This window comes from Streptomyces tuirus (assembly GCF_014701095.1).
Lineage (GTDB): Bacteria > Actinomycetota > Actinomycetes > Streptomycetales > Streptomycetaceae > Streptomyces > Streptomyces tuirus.
Genome location: NZ_AP023439.1, coordinates 2,838,400 through 2,853,280, shown reverse-complemented (window position 1 = coordinate 2,853,280; position 14,881 = coordinate 2,838,400). Strand labels below are relative to the sequence as shown.

The window sequence follows — 14,881 nt, the reverse complement described above, 5'->3', positions numbered from 1 at the left end:
AACCAGCCGTACGGCCCTTCCCCTTGTCCTAGACTCACCGGCATGTCAGGTCGTGACCCGTTCTGTCAGCCCCGCCGCATCCGCCGCGGGGCCGCCCTGACCTTGGTGTTCACGAGCGTGCTCGTCGCCGGTGCGGCCACGGGGGCGTTGCCGCAGGGCGAGGGGAAGTCCGCCCGGGACGAGGCCCGTTCGGCCGGACAGGCCGGGCGCCACGCGGACGTCGCCCGGGCCGCCGAGGAGGCCATGGCCGACGGCAAGTCCCCGATCCAGGCCGCCAAGCGCGCCGTCAGCCGCAGCGGTGACCGCTGGGGCGCCGTCTACTCCCGGGGCGAGTACGAGGAGTTCGAGGAGTCCCTCGACGGCGAGTACACCGGCGTCGGCCTGTGGGCCCGCAGCGAGCGGGACGGCCGTATCGAGGTGACGAAGGTGCGCGCCGGCTCCCCGGCCGCCACCGCCGGGATCCGCCCCGGGGACCTGCTGCGCAGCGTCGACGGCGAGAAGACCGACGGCCGTCCCGTCACGGAGGTCGTCTCCTTACTGCGCGGGGACGCCACCGACGCCCCCGCGGGCACCGCCGTCCGCCTCGGCCTGGAGCGCGGCACGCGCACGTGGACCGAGACCCTGCGCCGGGCCCAGCTCACCACGGACTCCGTCACCGTGCGGGAGCTCGCCGGCCGGGTCACCGTCATCAAGGTCGCCACCTTCACCAAGGGCTCCGGCCACCAGGTCCGCGAAGCCGTCCGGCAGTCCCCGCCCGGCGCCGGGATCGTCCTCGATCTGCGCGGCAACCCCGGTGGCCTGGTCACCGAGGCCGTGACCGCCGCCTCCGCCTTCCTCGACGGCGGCCTGGTCGCCACCTACGACGTCGAGGGAGAGCAGCGCGTCCTGCACGCCGAGTCCGGCGGGGACACCACGAGACCCCTGGTCGCGCTCGTCGACGGCGGGACGATGAGCGCGGCCGAGCTCCTCACCGGCGCCGTGCAGGACCGTGGACGGGCGCTCGTCGTGGGCTCCCGCACCTTCGGCAAGGGCTCGGTGCAGATGCCGAGCCGGCTGCCCGACGGCTCCGTGGCGGAGCTGACCGTCGGGCACTACCGCACCCCCTCCGGCCGCGGGGTCGACGGCCGGGGCATCACGCCCGACCTGGAGACCGGCGAGGACGCCCTCCAGCGGGCCGGGACCGTCCTGCGCGGCCTCGCGAGTCCCTCGTAATCGACTTTCCGCAGGAGCCCTCCGTAGTGCGAAAATGGCGGCACTATGGCTAAGGAAAAAGGGCGCAAGCTGATCGCGCAGAACAAGAAGGCGCGGCACGACTACCTCATCATCGACACCTACGAGGCCGGCCTGGTCCTCACCGGGACCGAGGTGAAGTCCCTGCGCCAGGGACGGGCGTCGCTGGTCGACGGCTTCGTGCAGCTGGACGGGAACGAGGCGTGGCTGCACAACGTGCACGTGCCCGAGTACAGCCAGGGCACGTGGACCAACCACAGCGCCCGGCGCAAGCGGAAGCTGCTGCTGCACCGCGCCGAGATCGACAAGCTGGAGTCGAAGTCGGGCGAGACGGGCCACACCATCGTGCCCCTCGCGCTGTACTTCAAGGACGGCCGGGCCAAGGTCGAGATCGCGCTGGCGAAGGGCAAGAAGGAGTACGACAAGCGCCAGACGCTGCGTGAGAAGCAGGACCGCCGGGAGACCGACCGCGCGATCGCGGCGGTACGGCGCAAGCAGCGCGGGGCCTAGGGAATACGCTGGCATCGACCTGCGTTGGTCACGTACGATGGTGACTGCACCCCACAGCGGGTGCGCGCCCCTCTCCGGAGGGATTGTCAACACAACATGGGGATGATCGGTTTCGACAACGGCTGTCGAAGCAGGGGAAGCGTGTCGAGGAAGCGGCAATGATCTCGTAAACCATATGTCGCAAAAAATAATCGCCAATACCAAGCGCGATTCCCAGTCCTTCGCCCTCGCTGCCTGATAAGCAGTGAGTGAAGGACCCTTAATGGGTGTCAGCCCGGGAGTGTTCCCGACCCGGATCCTGGCATAAGCTAGGGAACTAAACCATCGAGCCCGGTCACGGGGCTCGATGGGAAATCAAACAGTGACTGGGCCCGTCGGCGACTTGTTCGCGTGATCGCCGGGGCCGAGAAAATCGCAGCGAACTGCACACGGAGAAGCCCTGTTTCTGCACCGTTGGACGCGGGTTCGATTCCCGCCATCTCCACTCATCCCATGTGGGCAAAGGCCCCGTCGCTTTCGAGCGGCGGGGCCTTTGTCATGCCCTTCGGCGTGAGGGCGTCAATGGGGTGCGAGGCACTCGGTGAAGCGATTGGAAGGGCTGCGCAGGGACAGCGCGAGGGCCACGGCCGCCGCCGTGACCGGGACCACATAGCCCGCCGTCGGCGTCAGGTGCTCGACCGTCCAGCCGCCGATCGCGCTGCCGCAGGCGATGCCGCCGAGCAGGCCGGTCACCGCGAGGGTCATGCCCTCGTTCAGCCGGCCCTCGGGGGTGCGCTCCTGGACCAGCGTCATGGTGGTCACCATCGTCGGGGCCGTCGCCATCCCGGCGACCAGCAGCGCGGCCGCCAGCAGCAGGAGCGAACCGGTGAGGGACGCGGCCAGCAGCGGCAGGGTCAGCAGCGCGGCCATCGCCGCCACGCACCGGGGCAGCCGGGCCGCGGCCGGACCGGCGGGCTTCGCGGCGCCGTACAGCAGGCCCGCCACGCAGGAGCCCGCCGCCTGGAGCGCGAGCACGACTCCGGCCGCCGACTGCTGCCCCTCTGCGTCGGCGAAGGCCAGCGTGACGACCTCCGTCGCGCCGAAGACGCCGCCCATCGCCAGGCAGACCGCGAGCAGCGGGGGGATACCGGGGGCGCGCAGGGGCGCCCTTCCGGGTAGGTGCGCGCGGACCGGGGGCTCCGTCGCGCGCCGGCTCGTGAACAGGACCATGCCGGTCAGCAGCAGCACCGCGCCCACCAGGGTGCCCGCCTCGGGGAAGAGCGTCGCGCACAGGAAGGCCGCGAGCACCGGGCCCAGCATGAAGCACAGTTCGTCCGCCGCCTGCTCGAAGGAGTTGGCGGTGTGCAGTGCCTTCGCGTCGCCGGCCAGCAGATGTGCCCAGCGTGCCCGGGACATGCCGCCGGTGTTGGGGGTCGTGGCGGTGGCCGCGTAGGAGGCGAACAGGGTCCAGTCGGGGGCGCCGAGGCGTACGCACAGCAGCAGGGAGAGGGAGCCCAGGACGGCGATCACCGTGGCGGGCAGGGCCACTCGCGCCTGGCCGTGCCGGTCGACGAGCCGGGCGGTCCACGGTGCGACCAGGGCGGTCGCCGCCAGTCCCGTCGCCGTGACCGCACCGGCGAGGGCGTACGAGCCCCGGGCCCCGGCGATCATCATCACCGCGCTGACGCTGAACATGCCCATCGGCAGGCGTGCGAGCAGGTTCCCGGCGGTGAACGCGCGGGCGCCCGGGAGGCGGAACAGGCGGCGGTAGGGGGAGAGTCGCGGCATGCGCCCACCGTCACCCGGGGGCGATCCAGCGGTCCAACACCTGTTCCGTACGCAGTCACGCACCTGGGTTGTGAATCACGTGGGTGCGGCCGAAAATGCAATGGCGAAAAAGATTCGCTCCCTGTTCTTCATACAGGGATATGGAGTTTCCTAATGCTCCTCATGGCGCATGGAAAAGATGCTCATTCGGGAAAATCCTTCACTCGTTTGCCGCGCATCCGCCGAAGTGGGGCGGCGGTTAGGAGGTACATGACCGAGGCGACCAGGAAAGACGGCTGGGCGGTAACGCTCGGCCCGTACACCTACATTCCCGCTCCAGCGCACTCGTCGGCGACCGTCAACGGGACGCTCACCAGAGGGGGTTGCCCGGTCGCACTGCAGGTGACGGAGCCGGTTCTGCGGGATTTCATCGACGCCATGAGCGCCCTGGAAAAGGATCTCGCACGACGGTGGATCAGTGCGACGGATTGGCCCGCTTTCGCGCTCGCGGAATAGTCGGGGCGCGCCGTGTACGACAAAGTAGAGGGCACCGGCCGGCATCGGGCTCCGGCCCGGGATTTCATCACCCCACTGACCCCGCCGGACCCGACCTGGGACCCCGCCGAGGAACTGGCGTTCATCCTCGAGGAGGCCCTCGGGGAGCAGGCGAGGATCCCCGCCCCCCGTGACGAGGACCGGGCCCCGGACCCGGCCCCGGTACCGGGCCCGGGTCCGGCCCCGGACGGCCACTTGAGGCGGCTCCAGGACATCACCGAGGAACTGCCGCCCGTGCGGGACGTCCCCCGGCGGCACCGCAAGGTCCGGACCCGCAAGGCCCCGGGCGTGCTGCGCGCCACCAGCTTCCTCGTCGCCGCCCTCGCGGCCGTCATCGGCCTGGCAGTGAGCCTCCTGAGCGGCATGGTCGCCTACGACCCCCTCCGCCTGGTCGCCGTGTCCCCCGCGGCGAGGGGCCTGCGCCACTGGTGGCCCCTGCTGGTGTACGGGCCCTGGCTGGTCGGCTCCCTGTCGGTCCTGCGGGCCGCGCTGCACCAGCGCCGTGCCGTGCACTCCTGGTGCGTGGTCCTGGTCTTCTCCTTCATCGCCGTACTGCTCTGCGTCGTCCAGGCACCCCGGACCGTCCTCGGCACCGCGGCCGCCGCCCTGCCCGGCCTCGCCGCCCTGGCGTGCTTCCAGCAGGTCGTCCGGCAGATCACGCTGACCAGGCCGCCGATGCGGTCGGCACCTCGGCACCGGGTGGGGCAGGCTCCCGCCGCGGAGGGCCGGCAGAGGGCGGAGGGCGTGAACGCCACGGAGGCCCGGACGGCCGAGGGAGAGACGCCCGGGAAAAAGACCGGCTCTTGATCTCAGATCCTCGGCGGCTCCGGCCGCTGTAGGTTCACGGCATGGCCGCCCACCTCGACCCCCGTCTGCTGCGTGGCTTCGTCACCGTGGCGGAGGAGCTGCACTTCACGCGGGCCGCGGTGCGGTTGCACGTGGCTCAGCAGGCGCTCAGCCGGGATGTGCGGCGGCTGGAGCGGGAGCTGGGCACCGAGCTGTTCGTGCGGACGACCCGGCAGGTGACGCTCACCCCCGACGGGGAACGCCTGCTGCCGCACGCCCGCCGGGTGCTGCACGCCCAGGACGAGCTGCTCGCCGCCTTCCACCAGGTCCGGCCGCTGCTGGTCGACCTCAACTCCCCGGGCCTGGCCACACCCCGCCGGGTGCTGCACGAGGCACGGGAACTCGCCCCTCGCCATGAGCTGATGGCCCGCTTCGAGAGCGGCCTGACCGGAGCTGCCGGTGAACTGCTGGCCGGCCGGCTGGACGCGTCGTTCGGACGGTTCGGCGGGCTGGACCCGGCGTTGCGGGCCGGGCTCGACCACCAGCCCGTGCGGCTGGAGCCGATGGCGGTCGTCCTGCCCGAGGACCACCCGCTGGCCGCGTGGGAGTCCGTGCCGCTCGCCGAGCTGGCCGGCGAGAGCGTCTACGCGGGTGCCGGCAACCCGCGCACACCGGAGTGGACCGGCCTCGCGCGGCTGCTCTTCGAGGGACGCGGCATCGACATCGCGCCACCCGCCCCGCTGGCCGTGGGAGAGGAGGAGTTCCAGCGGATCATGGCCAGGACACGCAACCCGATCCTGGCCGTCGTAGGCTTCCCGGCCCTCGCGTCGACGGTCGTGCGGCCCCTGATCGACCCCGTTCCCCTGTCCCCCGTCTCGCTGGTGTGGCGCAGGGGCCTGACCCACCCGGCGTTCGACGCGCTGCGCCGGGCCGCGGCCGTCCTGGCTGCGGAGATGGGGTGGCTGCGCAGGCCCGCGGGCACCTGGATACCGGCCGCAGACGATGTCCTGATGGCGTCTCACGGCTGACACGATTCGACACGGCGCCCACACAGAACCTGCGCGTGCGCTACATTCGACGCCTGAGCACGGTGTGGTACGAGGGGGCGTTCGGACGGGTGGGGGCCCGGTCCGACGGCGGGTGCTCAGGTCGTCAAGCGCACCTGATCCGTCCCATGGGGGGAAGTGCGTGCGCGTGAAAGAGTGGCGAGAAGACGCCCAACCCGAGTGGCCCGAGGCCGCTACGGCTACCGGAGAGCTCCCGTCGGACGGCAGAGCCCGGGACAGAAGAGCGACGCAGGTCTTCCCCGGCCGTGATGTCCGGGCGAGCGGCCACGGGCTGCCCGCCGGGACGGAGATCCTGCGCGGCATTCCCCGGCAGAGCGACGGCGAGGCCGACTCGCGCGCCCCGGAACCGGGGAGCCGGACCGCGGTCCGCGACCCCTGGCAGGAGCCGGAGGAGGCCGGCCCCTCCGGGCCCGCCCCCGACGCGGACGGGCAGACCCACGATCCGCACGAGGTCACCGTCCAGCTCGACGCCGTGCAGCTCGGGGAAGGCTTGCTGCGGAAGGCGAAGGAGGGCCCGGGCGCCGAGGCCGCCGCCGACCGGCCCGTCTTCGTCGACGAGTCCGGCCGCCGCAGCCGCCGCTACCGCCGCATCGGCATGGCCGTCGCCCTGGCCTGCGGGGTCTACGCCGTCGTCATCGTCGCCACGCTGCTGTCGGGCAACTCCAATGCCCCCTGGCTGCCCGTGCCGGCCAAGGACGACAACCCGCCGGCCGGGCAGGTCGACAGCCCGCCGCTGACCGCGGAGTCGGCACCGACCGGAGAGGGCGGGGACACCGGCGTCACCGCGCCGGGCAGCGCACCGGCGACCGGCGGGGCCATGGCACCCACGCCCGGCCCCAGTGCCGCCGCACCCGGTGCCACCGCCGGCCCCGACCGTCCCGGCACGTCCGCCAAGCCCTCGCCGACCGCGACCCGGACCACCCCGGCGCCGGGCGGCAAAGCCACCGCCCCGGCCCCGACCAAGCCGGCGGACCCGCCGAGCACGCCGGCCACCGGCCAGACACCGACGGGCGAGCCCACGGCCGCGCCCACGGAGACGACGGGCGGCGGGGACGGCGACGGCGGCACGGTCGCGGAGGGCCCCGCCGAGCCGCAGCCCGTCGCGGAGGGGCCGGCCGAGCCGCAGCCCGTCGCCGAGCCGCCCGCCGCGGCCTAGACCGCGTCGCCGTCCGGACCGCGTCGCCGCCTGAACCGCGACGCCGCCCGGACCGCGCCGCGAAGCGGCGCCCGCCGCTCCGGGCGCCGCACCACGTCCCTCCGGCGGGCCGGCACCAGCCAGTCGGGTGGGCGCGGGGCCCCAGCCCATCCGTTCGGGCATCGCACCAGCCCGTGCGATCGGGTACGGCACCAGCCCGTCCGGTCGGGCATCGCACCAGTCCATCCGGCCGGGTACGGCAACAGCCCGTCCGGTCGGGCATCGCATCACCGCCTGTTCGGTCGGGCGCAGGGATCACTGCCCGTCCACGCAGGTACCGCACCACCGCCCATCCGGCACTGCACCACCGCCTTTCCGACTGGGCAGCGCACCACCGCCCATCCGGCACTGCACCACCGCCTGTTCGACCGGGCAGCGCACCACCCGCCCATCCGGCACTGCACCACCGCCTGTTCGACCGGGCAGCGCACCACCCGCCCATCCGGCACTGCACCACCGCCTTTCCGACCGGGCAGCGCACCGCCGCCTTTCCGACTGGGCAGCGCACCGCCGCCCGTCCGGCCGGGCATCAGCAGCACCGCCCATCGGGCCGAGTACTTCCCACCGGCCCCGGCCGGCCGAGGAGGTCGGGCTCTTCGGGGCGGCGGGGCCGCCTCTCGATCGAGACCGGCCGCTCCGACCGACCCGCCCGCCGGCGCAGCGGACACGCAACCGCGACGTCCCCGCAGGCCGGGCCCGTCTCCACACTCCGTCCGCCCGCTCCGTCTCCAGACCCCATCCGCACCACCCGGAGTACCACCACCCATGGCATCCCGTACTCGTCGTTCCGGGCGCGCGTCCCGAGCCCCTGGGGGCTCCAGGCGCCGGCGCCTGCCCATGCGTCTGTTGCTGCCGCTGCTCGTGCTCGTCGCGCTGGGCGCGATGCTCATGCTGCGCGGATACGTGCACAGCGAGGTCCTCGCCGACCACCGCGTCGGACCGCCCGCCGCGAACGACCGCGTCCCGAAGGACATCCTCAAGGGCGGCCCGGTCATCGACACCCGCGGCGGGAAGGCGACCAGCCTGGACCTCCCGGACCACGAACTGGTGCTGACCTTCGACGACGGTCCTGACCCGCTCTGGACGCCGAAGGTCCTCGACGTGCTGAAGAAGCACGACGCCCACGCCGTCTTCTTCATCACCGGCACCATGGCCTCCCGCTACCCGGACCTCGTCCAGCGCATGGTCGACGAGGGCCACGAGATCGGGCTGCACACCTTCAACCACCCCGACCTGTCCCTGCAGAGCAAGAGCCGGGTCGACTGGGAGCTGTCGCAGAACCAGCTCGCCCTCGCCGGCGCCGCAGGCATCCGCACCTCGCTGTTCCGCCCGCCCTACTCGTCGTTCGCCCAGAACATGGACAACAACACCTGGCCGGTCACCGAGTACATCGGCAGCAAGGGCTACATCACCGTCGTCAACGACACCGACAGCGAGGACTGGCGCAGGCCCGGCGCCGAGCAGATCATCCGCAACGCCACGCCGAAGGACGGCGACGGCGCCATCGTGCTGATGCACGACTCCGGTGGTGACCGCTCCCAGACCGTGGCCGCCCTCGACCGGTACGTCTCCGGGCTGCAGGCCAAGGGTTACCGTTTCCACACCCTCACCGGCGCACTCGACGCGCCCAGCGCGCACACCCGGGTCGCCGGTCTTGAGTCGCTGAAGGGCGAGGCGTGGGTGTTTCTGGTGCAGGCCTCGGAGAACGTGACCGGGGTGCTCGTCGCCGGCCTCGCCGTCGTCGGCGTGCTGGTCTTCGGGCGGCTCGGGCTGATGCTGATCCTCTCCGTGGCACACGCCCGCCGGGTGCGGCGGCGCGGCTTCAGCTGGGGCGCCCCCATCACGGAACCGGTGTCGGTCCTCGTGCCCGCCTACAACGAGGCCAAGTGCATCGAGCAGACGGTCCGCTCCCTCGTCGCCAGCGACCACCCCATCGAGGTGCTGGTCATCGACGACGGCTCCAGCGACGGCACCGCCCGCATCGTCGAGAACCTCGGCCTGCCCGGCGTACGCGTCGTCCGCCAGCTCAACGCGGGCAAGCCCGCCGCCCTCAACCGGGGCATCGCCAACGCCAAGTACGACCTGATCGTGATGATGGACGGCGACACCGTCTTCGAACCGACCACCGTCCGTGAACTCGTGCAGCCCTTCGGCGACCCGCGCGTCGGCGCCGTCGCGGGCAACGCCAAGGTCGGCAACCGCGACTCGCTCATCGGCGCGTGGCAGCACATCGAGTACGTGATGGGCTTCAACCTCGACCGCCGCATGTACGACGTGCTGCGCTGCATGCCCACCATCCCCGGCGCGGTCGGGGCGTTCCGGCGCAGCGCACTGGAACGCGTCGGCGGCATGAGCGACGACACGCTCGCCGAAGACACCGACATCACCATGGCCATGCACCGGGACGGCTGGCACGTGGTGTACGCCGAGAAGGCCGTCGCCTGGACCGAGGCCCCGGAGTCCGTCCAGCAGCTGTGGTCCCAGCGCTACCGCTGGTCGTACGGCACCATGCAGGCCATCTGGAAGCACCGCCGGTCCCTCGTCGAGCGGGGCCCCTCGGGCCGCTTCGGCCGGGTGGGCATGCCGCTGGTGTCGATGTTCATGGTCGTGGCGCCGCTGCTGGCCCCGCTGATCGACGTGTTCCTGCTGTACGGGCTGGTGTTCGGCCCCACGGAGAAGACCATCGGCGCCTGGCTGGGCGTCCTCGCGGTACAAGGGGTGTGCGCCGCCTACGCGTTCCACCTGGACAAGGAACGCATGACCCACCTGATCTCCCTCCCGCTCCAGCAGATCCTCTACCGCCAGCTGATGTACGTCGTGCTGCTCCAGTCCTGGATCACCGCCCTCACCGGCGGCCGGCTGCGCTGGCAGAAGCTGCGGCGCACCGGCGCGGTGGGCCTGCCCGGGGCCGGTTCCTCCGCGCCGCAGCCGCAGATGGACGGGAGGCCGGTCGGATGACCACCCACACGACCCCCGCCACCGAGGCCGCCCCGCGCGAGCCGGCCGCCGCCAAGAAGCCCGGCCGCGACCGGTACTTCGACCTGCTGCGCGCCCTCGCCCTGTTCCGTGTCGTGCTGTACCACCTGACGGGCTGGGCCTGGCTGCCGCTGGTGTTCCCGTCCATGGGCGTGATGTTCGCGCTCGCCGGGAACCTCATGGCCCGTTCGCTGAAGCGCCCGGCCGTACAGGTGATCCGCGGCCGGATGCGCCGCCTGCTGCCCCCGCTGTGGCTGCTCGGCGTCGTCGGCGTCACCGCCATGGTCCTCCAGGGCTGGGGCCCGGACGAGGACGGGCACCCCGGCTGGTGGCTGCTCCACCTCACCTTCTGGATCGTCCCGCTCAGCGACCCGCCCTACGCGGAGGGGCTGCCCGGCGTCCACGGCTTCATCGGCGAGAACTGGGCCGCCGACCTCGCGGGCCCGCTCTGGTACATCCGCGCCTACCTCTGGTACGTCCTGCTCTCCCCGGTGCTGCTGAAGGCGCTGCGCGCCCTGCCTGCCCTGACGATCCTCTCCCCGATCGCCCTGGCCGTCGCCTTCGAGGAGGTCTGGATCACGCTGCCCGGCGATCGGATCCCCTCGGCGCTCACGGACTTCTCCACCTTCGGCGCCTGCTGGATCCTCGGCATGGCCCACCAGGAGGGCATCCTGCGGCGGCTGCCGCGCTACATCGTGCCGTCCGTCGCCCCCGTCATCGCCCTGGCCGGCCTCTGGTACGCCCTGCACCACGACTTCGGCACCGGCAACGACCTCGACAGCATGCCGCTCGCCCAGGCCCTGTGGTCCTTCGGCACGGTGCTCCTGCTGCTGCACCTCAGCCCGTCCTGGACGCAGTGGCCGCGCCGGCTGCGCCCCTTCGCGGGCACGATCACCCTCCTCAACTCCCGTGCCGTGACCATCTACCTGTGGCACAACACCTGCATCCTCATCGCCGCCACCCTCTGGGACCAGCTGTGGGGCTTCCCGCTGCTGGAGCAGCACGTCCCCGGCCTGCTGGAGAGCGTCTGGCCGGTACTGATCCTGGTCTGGCTCCTCATCGGCTGCTGCGTCCTGACCTTCGGCTGGGCGGAGGACCTGGCAGCGAAGCAGAGACCGCGGTTGTGGCCGACGAAGGAGCCCCGGGCGAGGGTTCGCGGGGGGCGGAGGCGGTCGGTTCCCGCCAGCTAAGCTGAGCCGGCATCGACGGGGGCGGCCGGTGATGAGCGGCCCCCGGCGAGGGGTCCATTCGGGTCGCGGGGGTGAGAGAACGACAGTGAGACAGACTCCGACATCACAGCCGACCGGGGTACGCGCACCGGTCTTCGGGCTGATCACGCCCGAGGACTGGTTCCGTATCCCGCTGCTGCCGGCGGACCGTCGCGAGGCGTCCGTGAGCGCCCTGGTGAAGCGCCAGTTCGCGGGCGTCGACGATCAGCCGGTGCTGCGCCGGAAGGCCGAGGAACAGTTGCTCGGCACGGCCGAGGCGGCGGTCGAGCAGGGTGGCGTGGTGCTCTACCTGTCGTTCCTGGAGGCGGGCGGCATCCCGCTGTCGGCCTCCCTGCTGATCTCCCGCCTGTACGAGAGGGTCGACGGCCTCGACGCCGTGGCCGCCCTGGCCGGGTCCGGCGAGGTCACCCTGGAGACGCTGCCCGCCGTGGGGCGCGTGGCCCGGGTGCTGCGGCGGGAGCGGACCAAGCAGTCGCGCAAACTGGGCTCCGAGTTCGAGGACACCGTCGTCGAGTACTTCGTGCCGGTCCCGGACCGCGACGAGGTGCTGATGCTGACGTTCAGCACGCCGCTGGAGCCGATCGCGGACGCCATGGTGGAGCTGTTCGGCGCGGTGGCCGCGACCCTGCGCTGGCAGCAGCGCGACGAGGAGCGGACGGGGGAGGAACGCCGGTGAGCAAGAAGCTCAGGGTCTCGACGCAAGATCTCGAAACGGCCGGAACAGGGCTGCGGACGGTGGCGACCGAGCTGGAAGGGCTCGACAAGCTCATGGACGCCTACGACCGCAGGACCGTCGGCCACCAGACGCTGCACGACCGGCTCCAGGAGTTCTCCGACGGCTGGGACGACAACCGCAAGAAGATGATCGAGGAGATCAAGGGGCTCGGAACCCTCGCCAAGGAGGCCGGGAAGGCCTACACCGAGCTCGACACCGCGCTGTACGACGCGCTCACGGGCAAGGGGAAGAAGAAGTGACCCGCCCCGCCGACCACCGGTGGGAGGTGCTCGGTGAGAGCGGCGATCCCGTACCCGGCGACGTCCACGACATGAAGGCCCTCGCCCGCCGGTTCACGGCCACGGCCGAGACCATCACCAAGACGGCCGACGCGCTGCGCCGCATCGGCAACCTGGAGAGCTGGGACTCCGAGGCAGGCCGCGCCTTCGCCGAGAAGGCCGATGAGACGGCCAAGACCGTGAGCAAGGCCCACGACCGCTACGCGGACGCCGGAGTCGCCCTCAAGGACTACTCAACCGACCTGGAGACGATCCAGGGCGAGGCGGACAAGCTGCTCACTCAGGCCGAGACGAAGCAGAGCAGTCTGACCACGGCCAGGGGCAAGGCCGAGAACCCGCCCAAGGGCACCGACGACGCCGGACAGGACAAGCTCGACAAGGCGGTCACCGACCTGCAGGAGGGCTTGGACGGGTTGCGCGGCCAGTTGGCCGAGCTGAAGACCCGTCACAAGGACGCCCGCGACAAGGCGGCCAAGAGCATTCAGGACACCACCGAGGGCGACGGCCTCAACGACGGCCTGCTGGACGACCTGCGGGACACCCTGAAGATCGTCAGCGAGATCACGGGAGCCATCGCCGCCGTCTGCGGGGTGCTGTCGCTGCTCGTCGGCTGGATCCCCGTCATCGGACAGGCCCTGGCGGGCGTGCTGGGCACCATCGCCCTGGTGATGACGGCGATCTCACTGGTCTGCCATGTGCTGCTCGCGATCAACGGCGACGGTTCGTGGAGCGACGTGGCGGTCGACGTGCTGGGCCTTGCCACGTTCGGTATCGGACGGGTCTTCACGGCGGGCGCCAAGGCCGCCGCCACTGTCGGCCGCAGCCGCGTCTGGACGGCTGCCACGCAGTACGTGCGCGGCTGGAACCCGGGCATGAACTCGGCCGCACGCCGCGCGCTGGTCGAATCCATGGTCGGGGCACGGGCCGGAGCACGCCCCGGGGCCGCGCTGCCCGACGTGGGTCTGAGGGCGGCCTTCCGGGGTCTGCCGAGTTCCTTCGCGGACGACCTGGCGACCATCCGCGGCAACTGGCGCGACCTGTTCAAGGTCGGCGACAACCTCTCGGCGGCCCGTGACGCCTACACGGCCGCCGGTCCGCGCGGCCTGGTCAGCATGTACGCGGGACCGGGCATGGTCGACGAACTCTCGCGCATCAAGAACATCGACCCGGCGGACCTGGCCGTCATCGGCACGCCCGACGCGTTCAAGCAGGCCATGGCGTACAACGTGGTGGGCCTCGGCGGCACCGGGACGGGCGCGGCTTCCGACACCAAGAGCTTCGTCGGGCTGTTCGGCGGCGATCCGGAGATCGACGTCACCGGGTCCGACGCCTCGCTGGCCGGGGTGTGAACGCGCGCATGACGCATCCGGAGGAGTGGCGGGAGTGCCGAGTCGCGCTGCCCGCCCACCAGAACTGGCTGGTGCTGGACCTGCGCAGCGAGAAGCCCGAGGCCTGGGCGCACACCCTCGCCGGGCAGCACCTCGGCGGTGACGTACCGCAGCAGTGGCACGAGGCCTTCGCGGCGGACCTGCTCTGGTACTGGGGCGCGGCCGTCCGGCAGGGCGCCCTGTGTGCGGCGGTACTGGCGCCTCAGGACGGGCCGGTAGTGGCGAGTTACACGGTGCGGGAGCTGACCGTCCCGGCGGAATCCCGCACGGTGACGGCGTTCCGGGCGGAGGCGGAGTGCGCGCCGGGCCCGTACTTCGGCGACGGTCAGGTCCTCACCGAGGTCGAGCTACCCCTCGGGCCGGCCCTGCGCGTGCACCGTCAGGAGCCGACGGACCCGGAGGCGGACAGCGGAACGGTCGTGGAGGGCATCGCCCACTACGTCCTACCGCGCCGGTACCCCACGGCACTGGAGTGCCGGTTGCTGTGGACGTCCCTGGGACTCGGCGCGGAGCTCGTCAAGGTCGCCGACGAACTGGCGGACTCACTGCGCCTGGTGTGACGCGGACGAGCCGCGAAGCTTCCCGAACCCCTCACCCAGGCCGAACCGCTCCCACGGCACCATCGCCAACGGCATCCAGCTGAACCCGATGACGAAGACCGCGACGACCGTGGTGATCTGCGCCGGGAGGAGCCACCCGAGCTGGGCGACGACGAACGACACGACCGTCAGGACCACGTCGAAGACCAGCACCGCCAGCACCTTGCGGGCAGCGGAGACAGGGCCCACACGGGGGGTGTGCTCGTTCCCGCGCACCATTCCGAAGAAGATCAGCGGCAGCATCAGCCCGGTCAGCCCGCCGATCGCGATGCCTCCCACGATCAGGGCGTTGTGCCCCTCCTCGGGCACGGCACTCGACAGGGGGCCCGAGTCGACGGCTTGGCCCAGCAGGGCGACGACCGCGTACGCGCCCAGCGTCGCCGTCGCCAGTACGAGAAGCACTCCCACCCCGAAAGCGACGTTTCCGGCGGCGGAACGCCGCGGACGCGGTGCCTTCGGCCGGCCGGCCCCCGACTCAGCGGACATGGACTCTCCCTTTCCCCTTGTCGGGTCCGCTAGAGGATATCCGGCCCGTTCGACCCGCCCTCCCCGGTGTGGAAAACTGCCCGGGTTGCGCTTGTGAACG

Annotated in this window: 14 protein-coding genes and 1 other RNA gene; 13 read left to right on the top strand and 2 right to left on the bottom strand. The window is 71.9% G+C overall.

Annotation, left to right across the window (positions count from 1 at the left end):
- Nucleotides 1-42 precede the first annotated feature (42 nt).
- From IGS69_RS13120 to ssrA, 3 genes are all read left to right on the top strand, one after another.
- Nucleotides 43-1,212, top strand: coding sequence for a S41 family peptidase (locus IGS69_RS13120; RefSeq protein ID WP_190899389.1), 1,170 nt, complete (start codon nt 43-45; stop codon nt 1,210-1,212).
- Nucleotides 1,213-1,257: 45 nt separating this feature from the next.
- The gene (gene smpB / locus IGS69_RS13115; RefSeq protein WP_031108351.1) at nt 1,258-1,740 is read left to right on the top strand and encodes an SsrA-binding protein SmpB; all 483 of its coding nucleotides are present in this window, start codon (nt 1,258-1,260) and stop codon (nt 1,738-1,740) included.
- Nucleotides 1,741-1,838: 98 nt separating this feature from the next.
- Nucleotides 1,839-2,227: a transfer-messenger RNA gene (ssrA, locus tag IGS69_RS13110) on the top strand.
- Between the two features lie 71 nt (nt 2,228-2,298).
- Here ssrA and IGS69_RS13105 read toward each other — a convergent pair.
- On the bottom strand, nt 2,299-3,570 hold the full coding sequence (locus tag IGS69_RS13105) for an MFS transporter (protein ID WP_385864297.1): 1,272 nt from the start codon (nt 3,568-3,570) through the stop codon (nt 2,299-2,301).
- A 186-nt stretch (nt 3,571-3,756) separates the two neighbouring features.
- Between IGS69_RS13105 and IGS69_RS13100 the strand changes: the two genes are divergently transcribed.
- The 10 genes from IGS69_RS13100 (at nt 3,757) to IGS69_RS13055 (ending at nt 14,256) form a co-directional block, all read left to right on the top strand.
- On the top strand, nt 3,757-4,002 hold the full coding sequence (locus tag IGS69_RS13100; RefSeq protein ID WP_184910536.1) for a hypothetical protein: 246 nt from the start codon (nt 3,757-3,759) through the stop codon (nt 4,000-4,002).
- 12 nt (nt 4,003-4,014) lie between these two features.
- Nucleotides 4,015-4,848: a hypothetical protein gene (locus IGS69_RS13095; protein WP_232543505.1), complete on the top strand. Its 834-nt coding sequence runs from the start codon at nt 4,015-4,017 to the stop codon at nt 4,846-4,848.
- Between the two features lie 41 nt (nt 4,849-4,889).
- The gene (locus IGS69_RS13090; protein WP_190899385.1) at nt 4,890-5,855 is read left to right on the top strand and encodes a LysR family transcriptional regulator; all 966 of its coding nucleotides are present in this window, start codon (nt 4,890-4,892) and stop codon (nt 5,853-5,855) included.
- 160 nt (nt 5,856-6,015) lie between these two features.
- Complete coding sequence (locus IGS69_RS13085) at nt 6,016-7,050, top strand: hypothetical protein (RefSeq protein WP_232543504.1); 1,035 nt, start codon at nt 6,016-6,018, stop codon at nt 7,048-7,050.
- An 804-nt stretch (nt 7,051-7,854) separates the two neighbouring features.
- Nucleotides 7,855-10,047, top strand: coding sequence for a bifunctional polysaccharide deacetylase/glycosyltransferase family 2 protein (locus tag IGS69_RS13080; protein WP_190899383.1), 2,193 nt, complete (start codon nt 7,855-7,857; stop codon nt 10,045-10,047).
- Nucleotides 10,044-11,255 carry an acyltransferase family protein gene (locus tag IGS69_RS13075; RefSeq protein WP_190899381.1) on the top strand — a complete coding sequence of 404 codons (1,212 nt, stop codon included), beginning with the start codon at nt 10,044-10,046 and terminating at the stop codon, nt 11,253-11,255. The genes IGS69_RS13080 and IGS69_RS13075 overlap by 4 nt, the downstream gene beginning before the upstream one ends.
- Before the next feature lie 85 nt (nt 11,256-11,340).
- Nucleotides 11,341-11,970, top strand: coding sequence for a hypothetical protein (locus IGS69_RS13070; protein ID WP_190899379.1), 630 nt, complete (start codon nt 11,341-11,343; stop codon nt 11,968-11,970).
- Entirely contained in the window at nt 11,967-12,269 is a 303-nt protein-coding gene (locus IGS69_RS13065) for a hypothetical protein (RefSeq protein ID WP_107455267.1), read from the top strand. Before IGS69_RS13070 ends, IGS69_RS13065 begins: the two co-directional genes overlap by 4 nt.
- On the top strand, nt 12,266-13,657 hold the full coding sequence (locus tag IGS69_RS13060) for a putative T7SS-secreted protein (RefSeq protein ID WP_190899377.1): 1,392 nt from the start codon (nt 12,266-12,268) through the stop codon (nt 13,655-13,657). Before IGS69_RS13065 ends, IGS69_RS13060 begins: the two co-directional genes overlap by 4 nt.
- An 8-nt stretch (nt 13,658-13,665) precedes the next feature.
- On the top strand, nt 13,666-14,256 hold the full coding sequence (locus IGS69_RS13055) for a hypothetical protein (protein ID WP_190899375.1): 591 nt from the start codon (nt 13,666-13,668) through the stop codon (nt 14,254-14,256).
- On the opposite strand, the gene IGS69_RS13050 is transcribed toward IGS69_RS13055, so the two are convergent.
- Nucleotides 14,239-14,703, bottom strand: a complete 465-nt coding sequence (locus IGS69_RS13050; RefSeq protein WP_232543503.1) for a hypothetical protein — start codon at nt 14,701-14,703, stop codon at nt 14,239-14,241. The genes IGS69_RS13055 and IGS69_RS13050 overlap by 18 nt on opposite strands.
- Nucleotides 14,704-14,881: the final 178 nt, after the last annotated feature.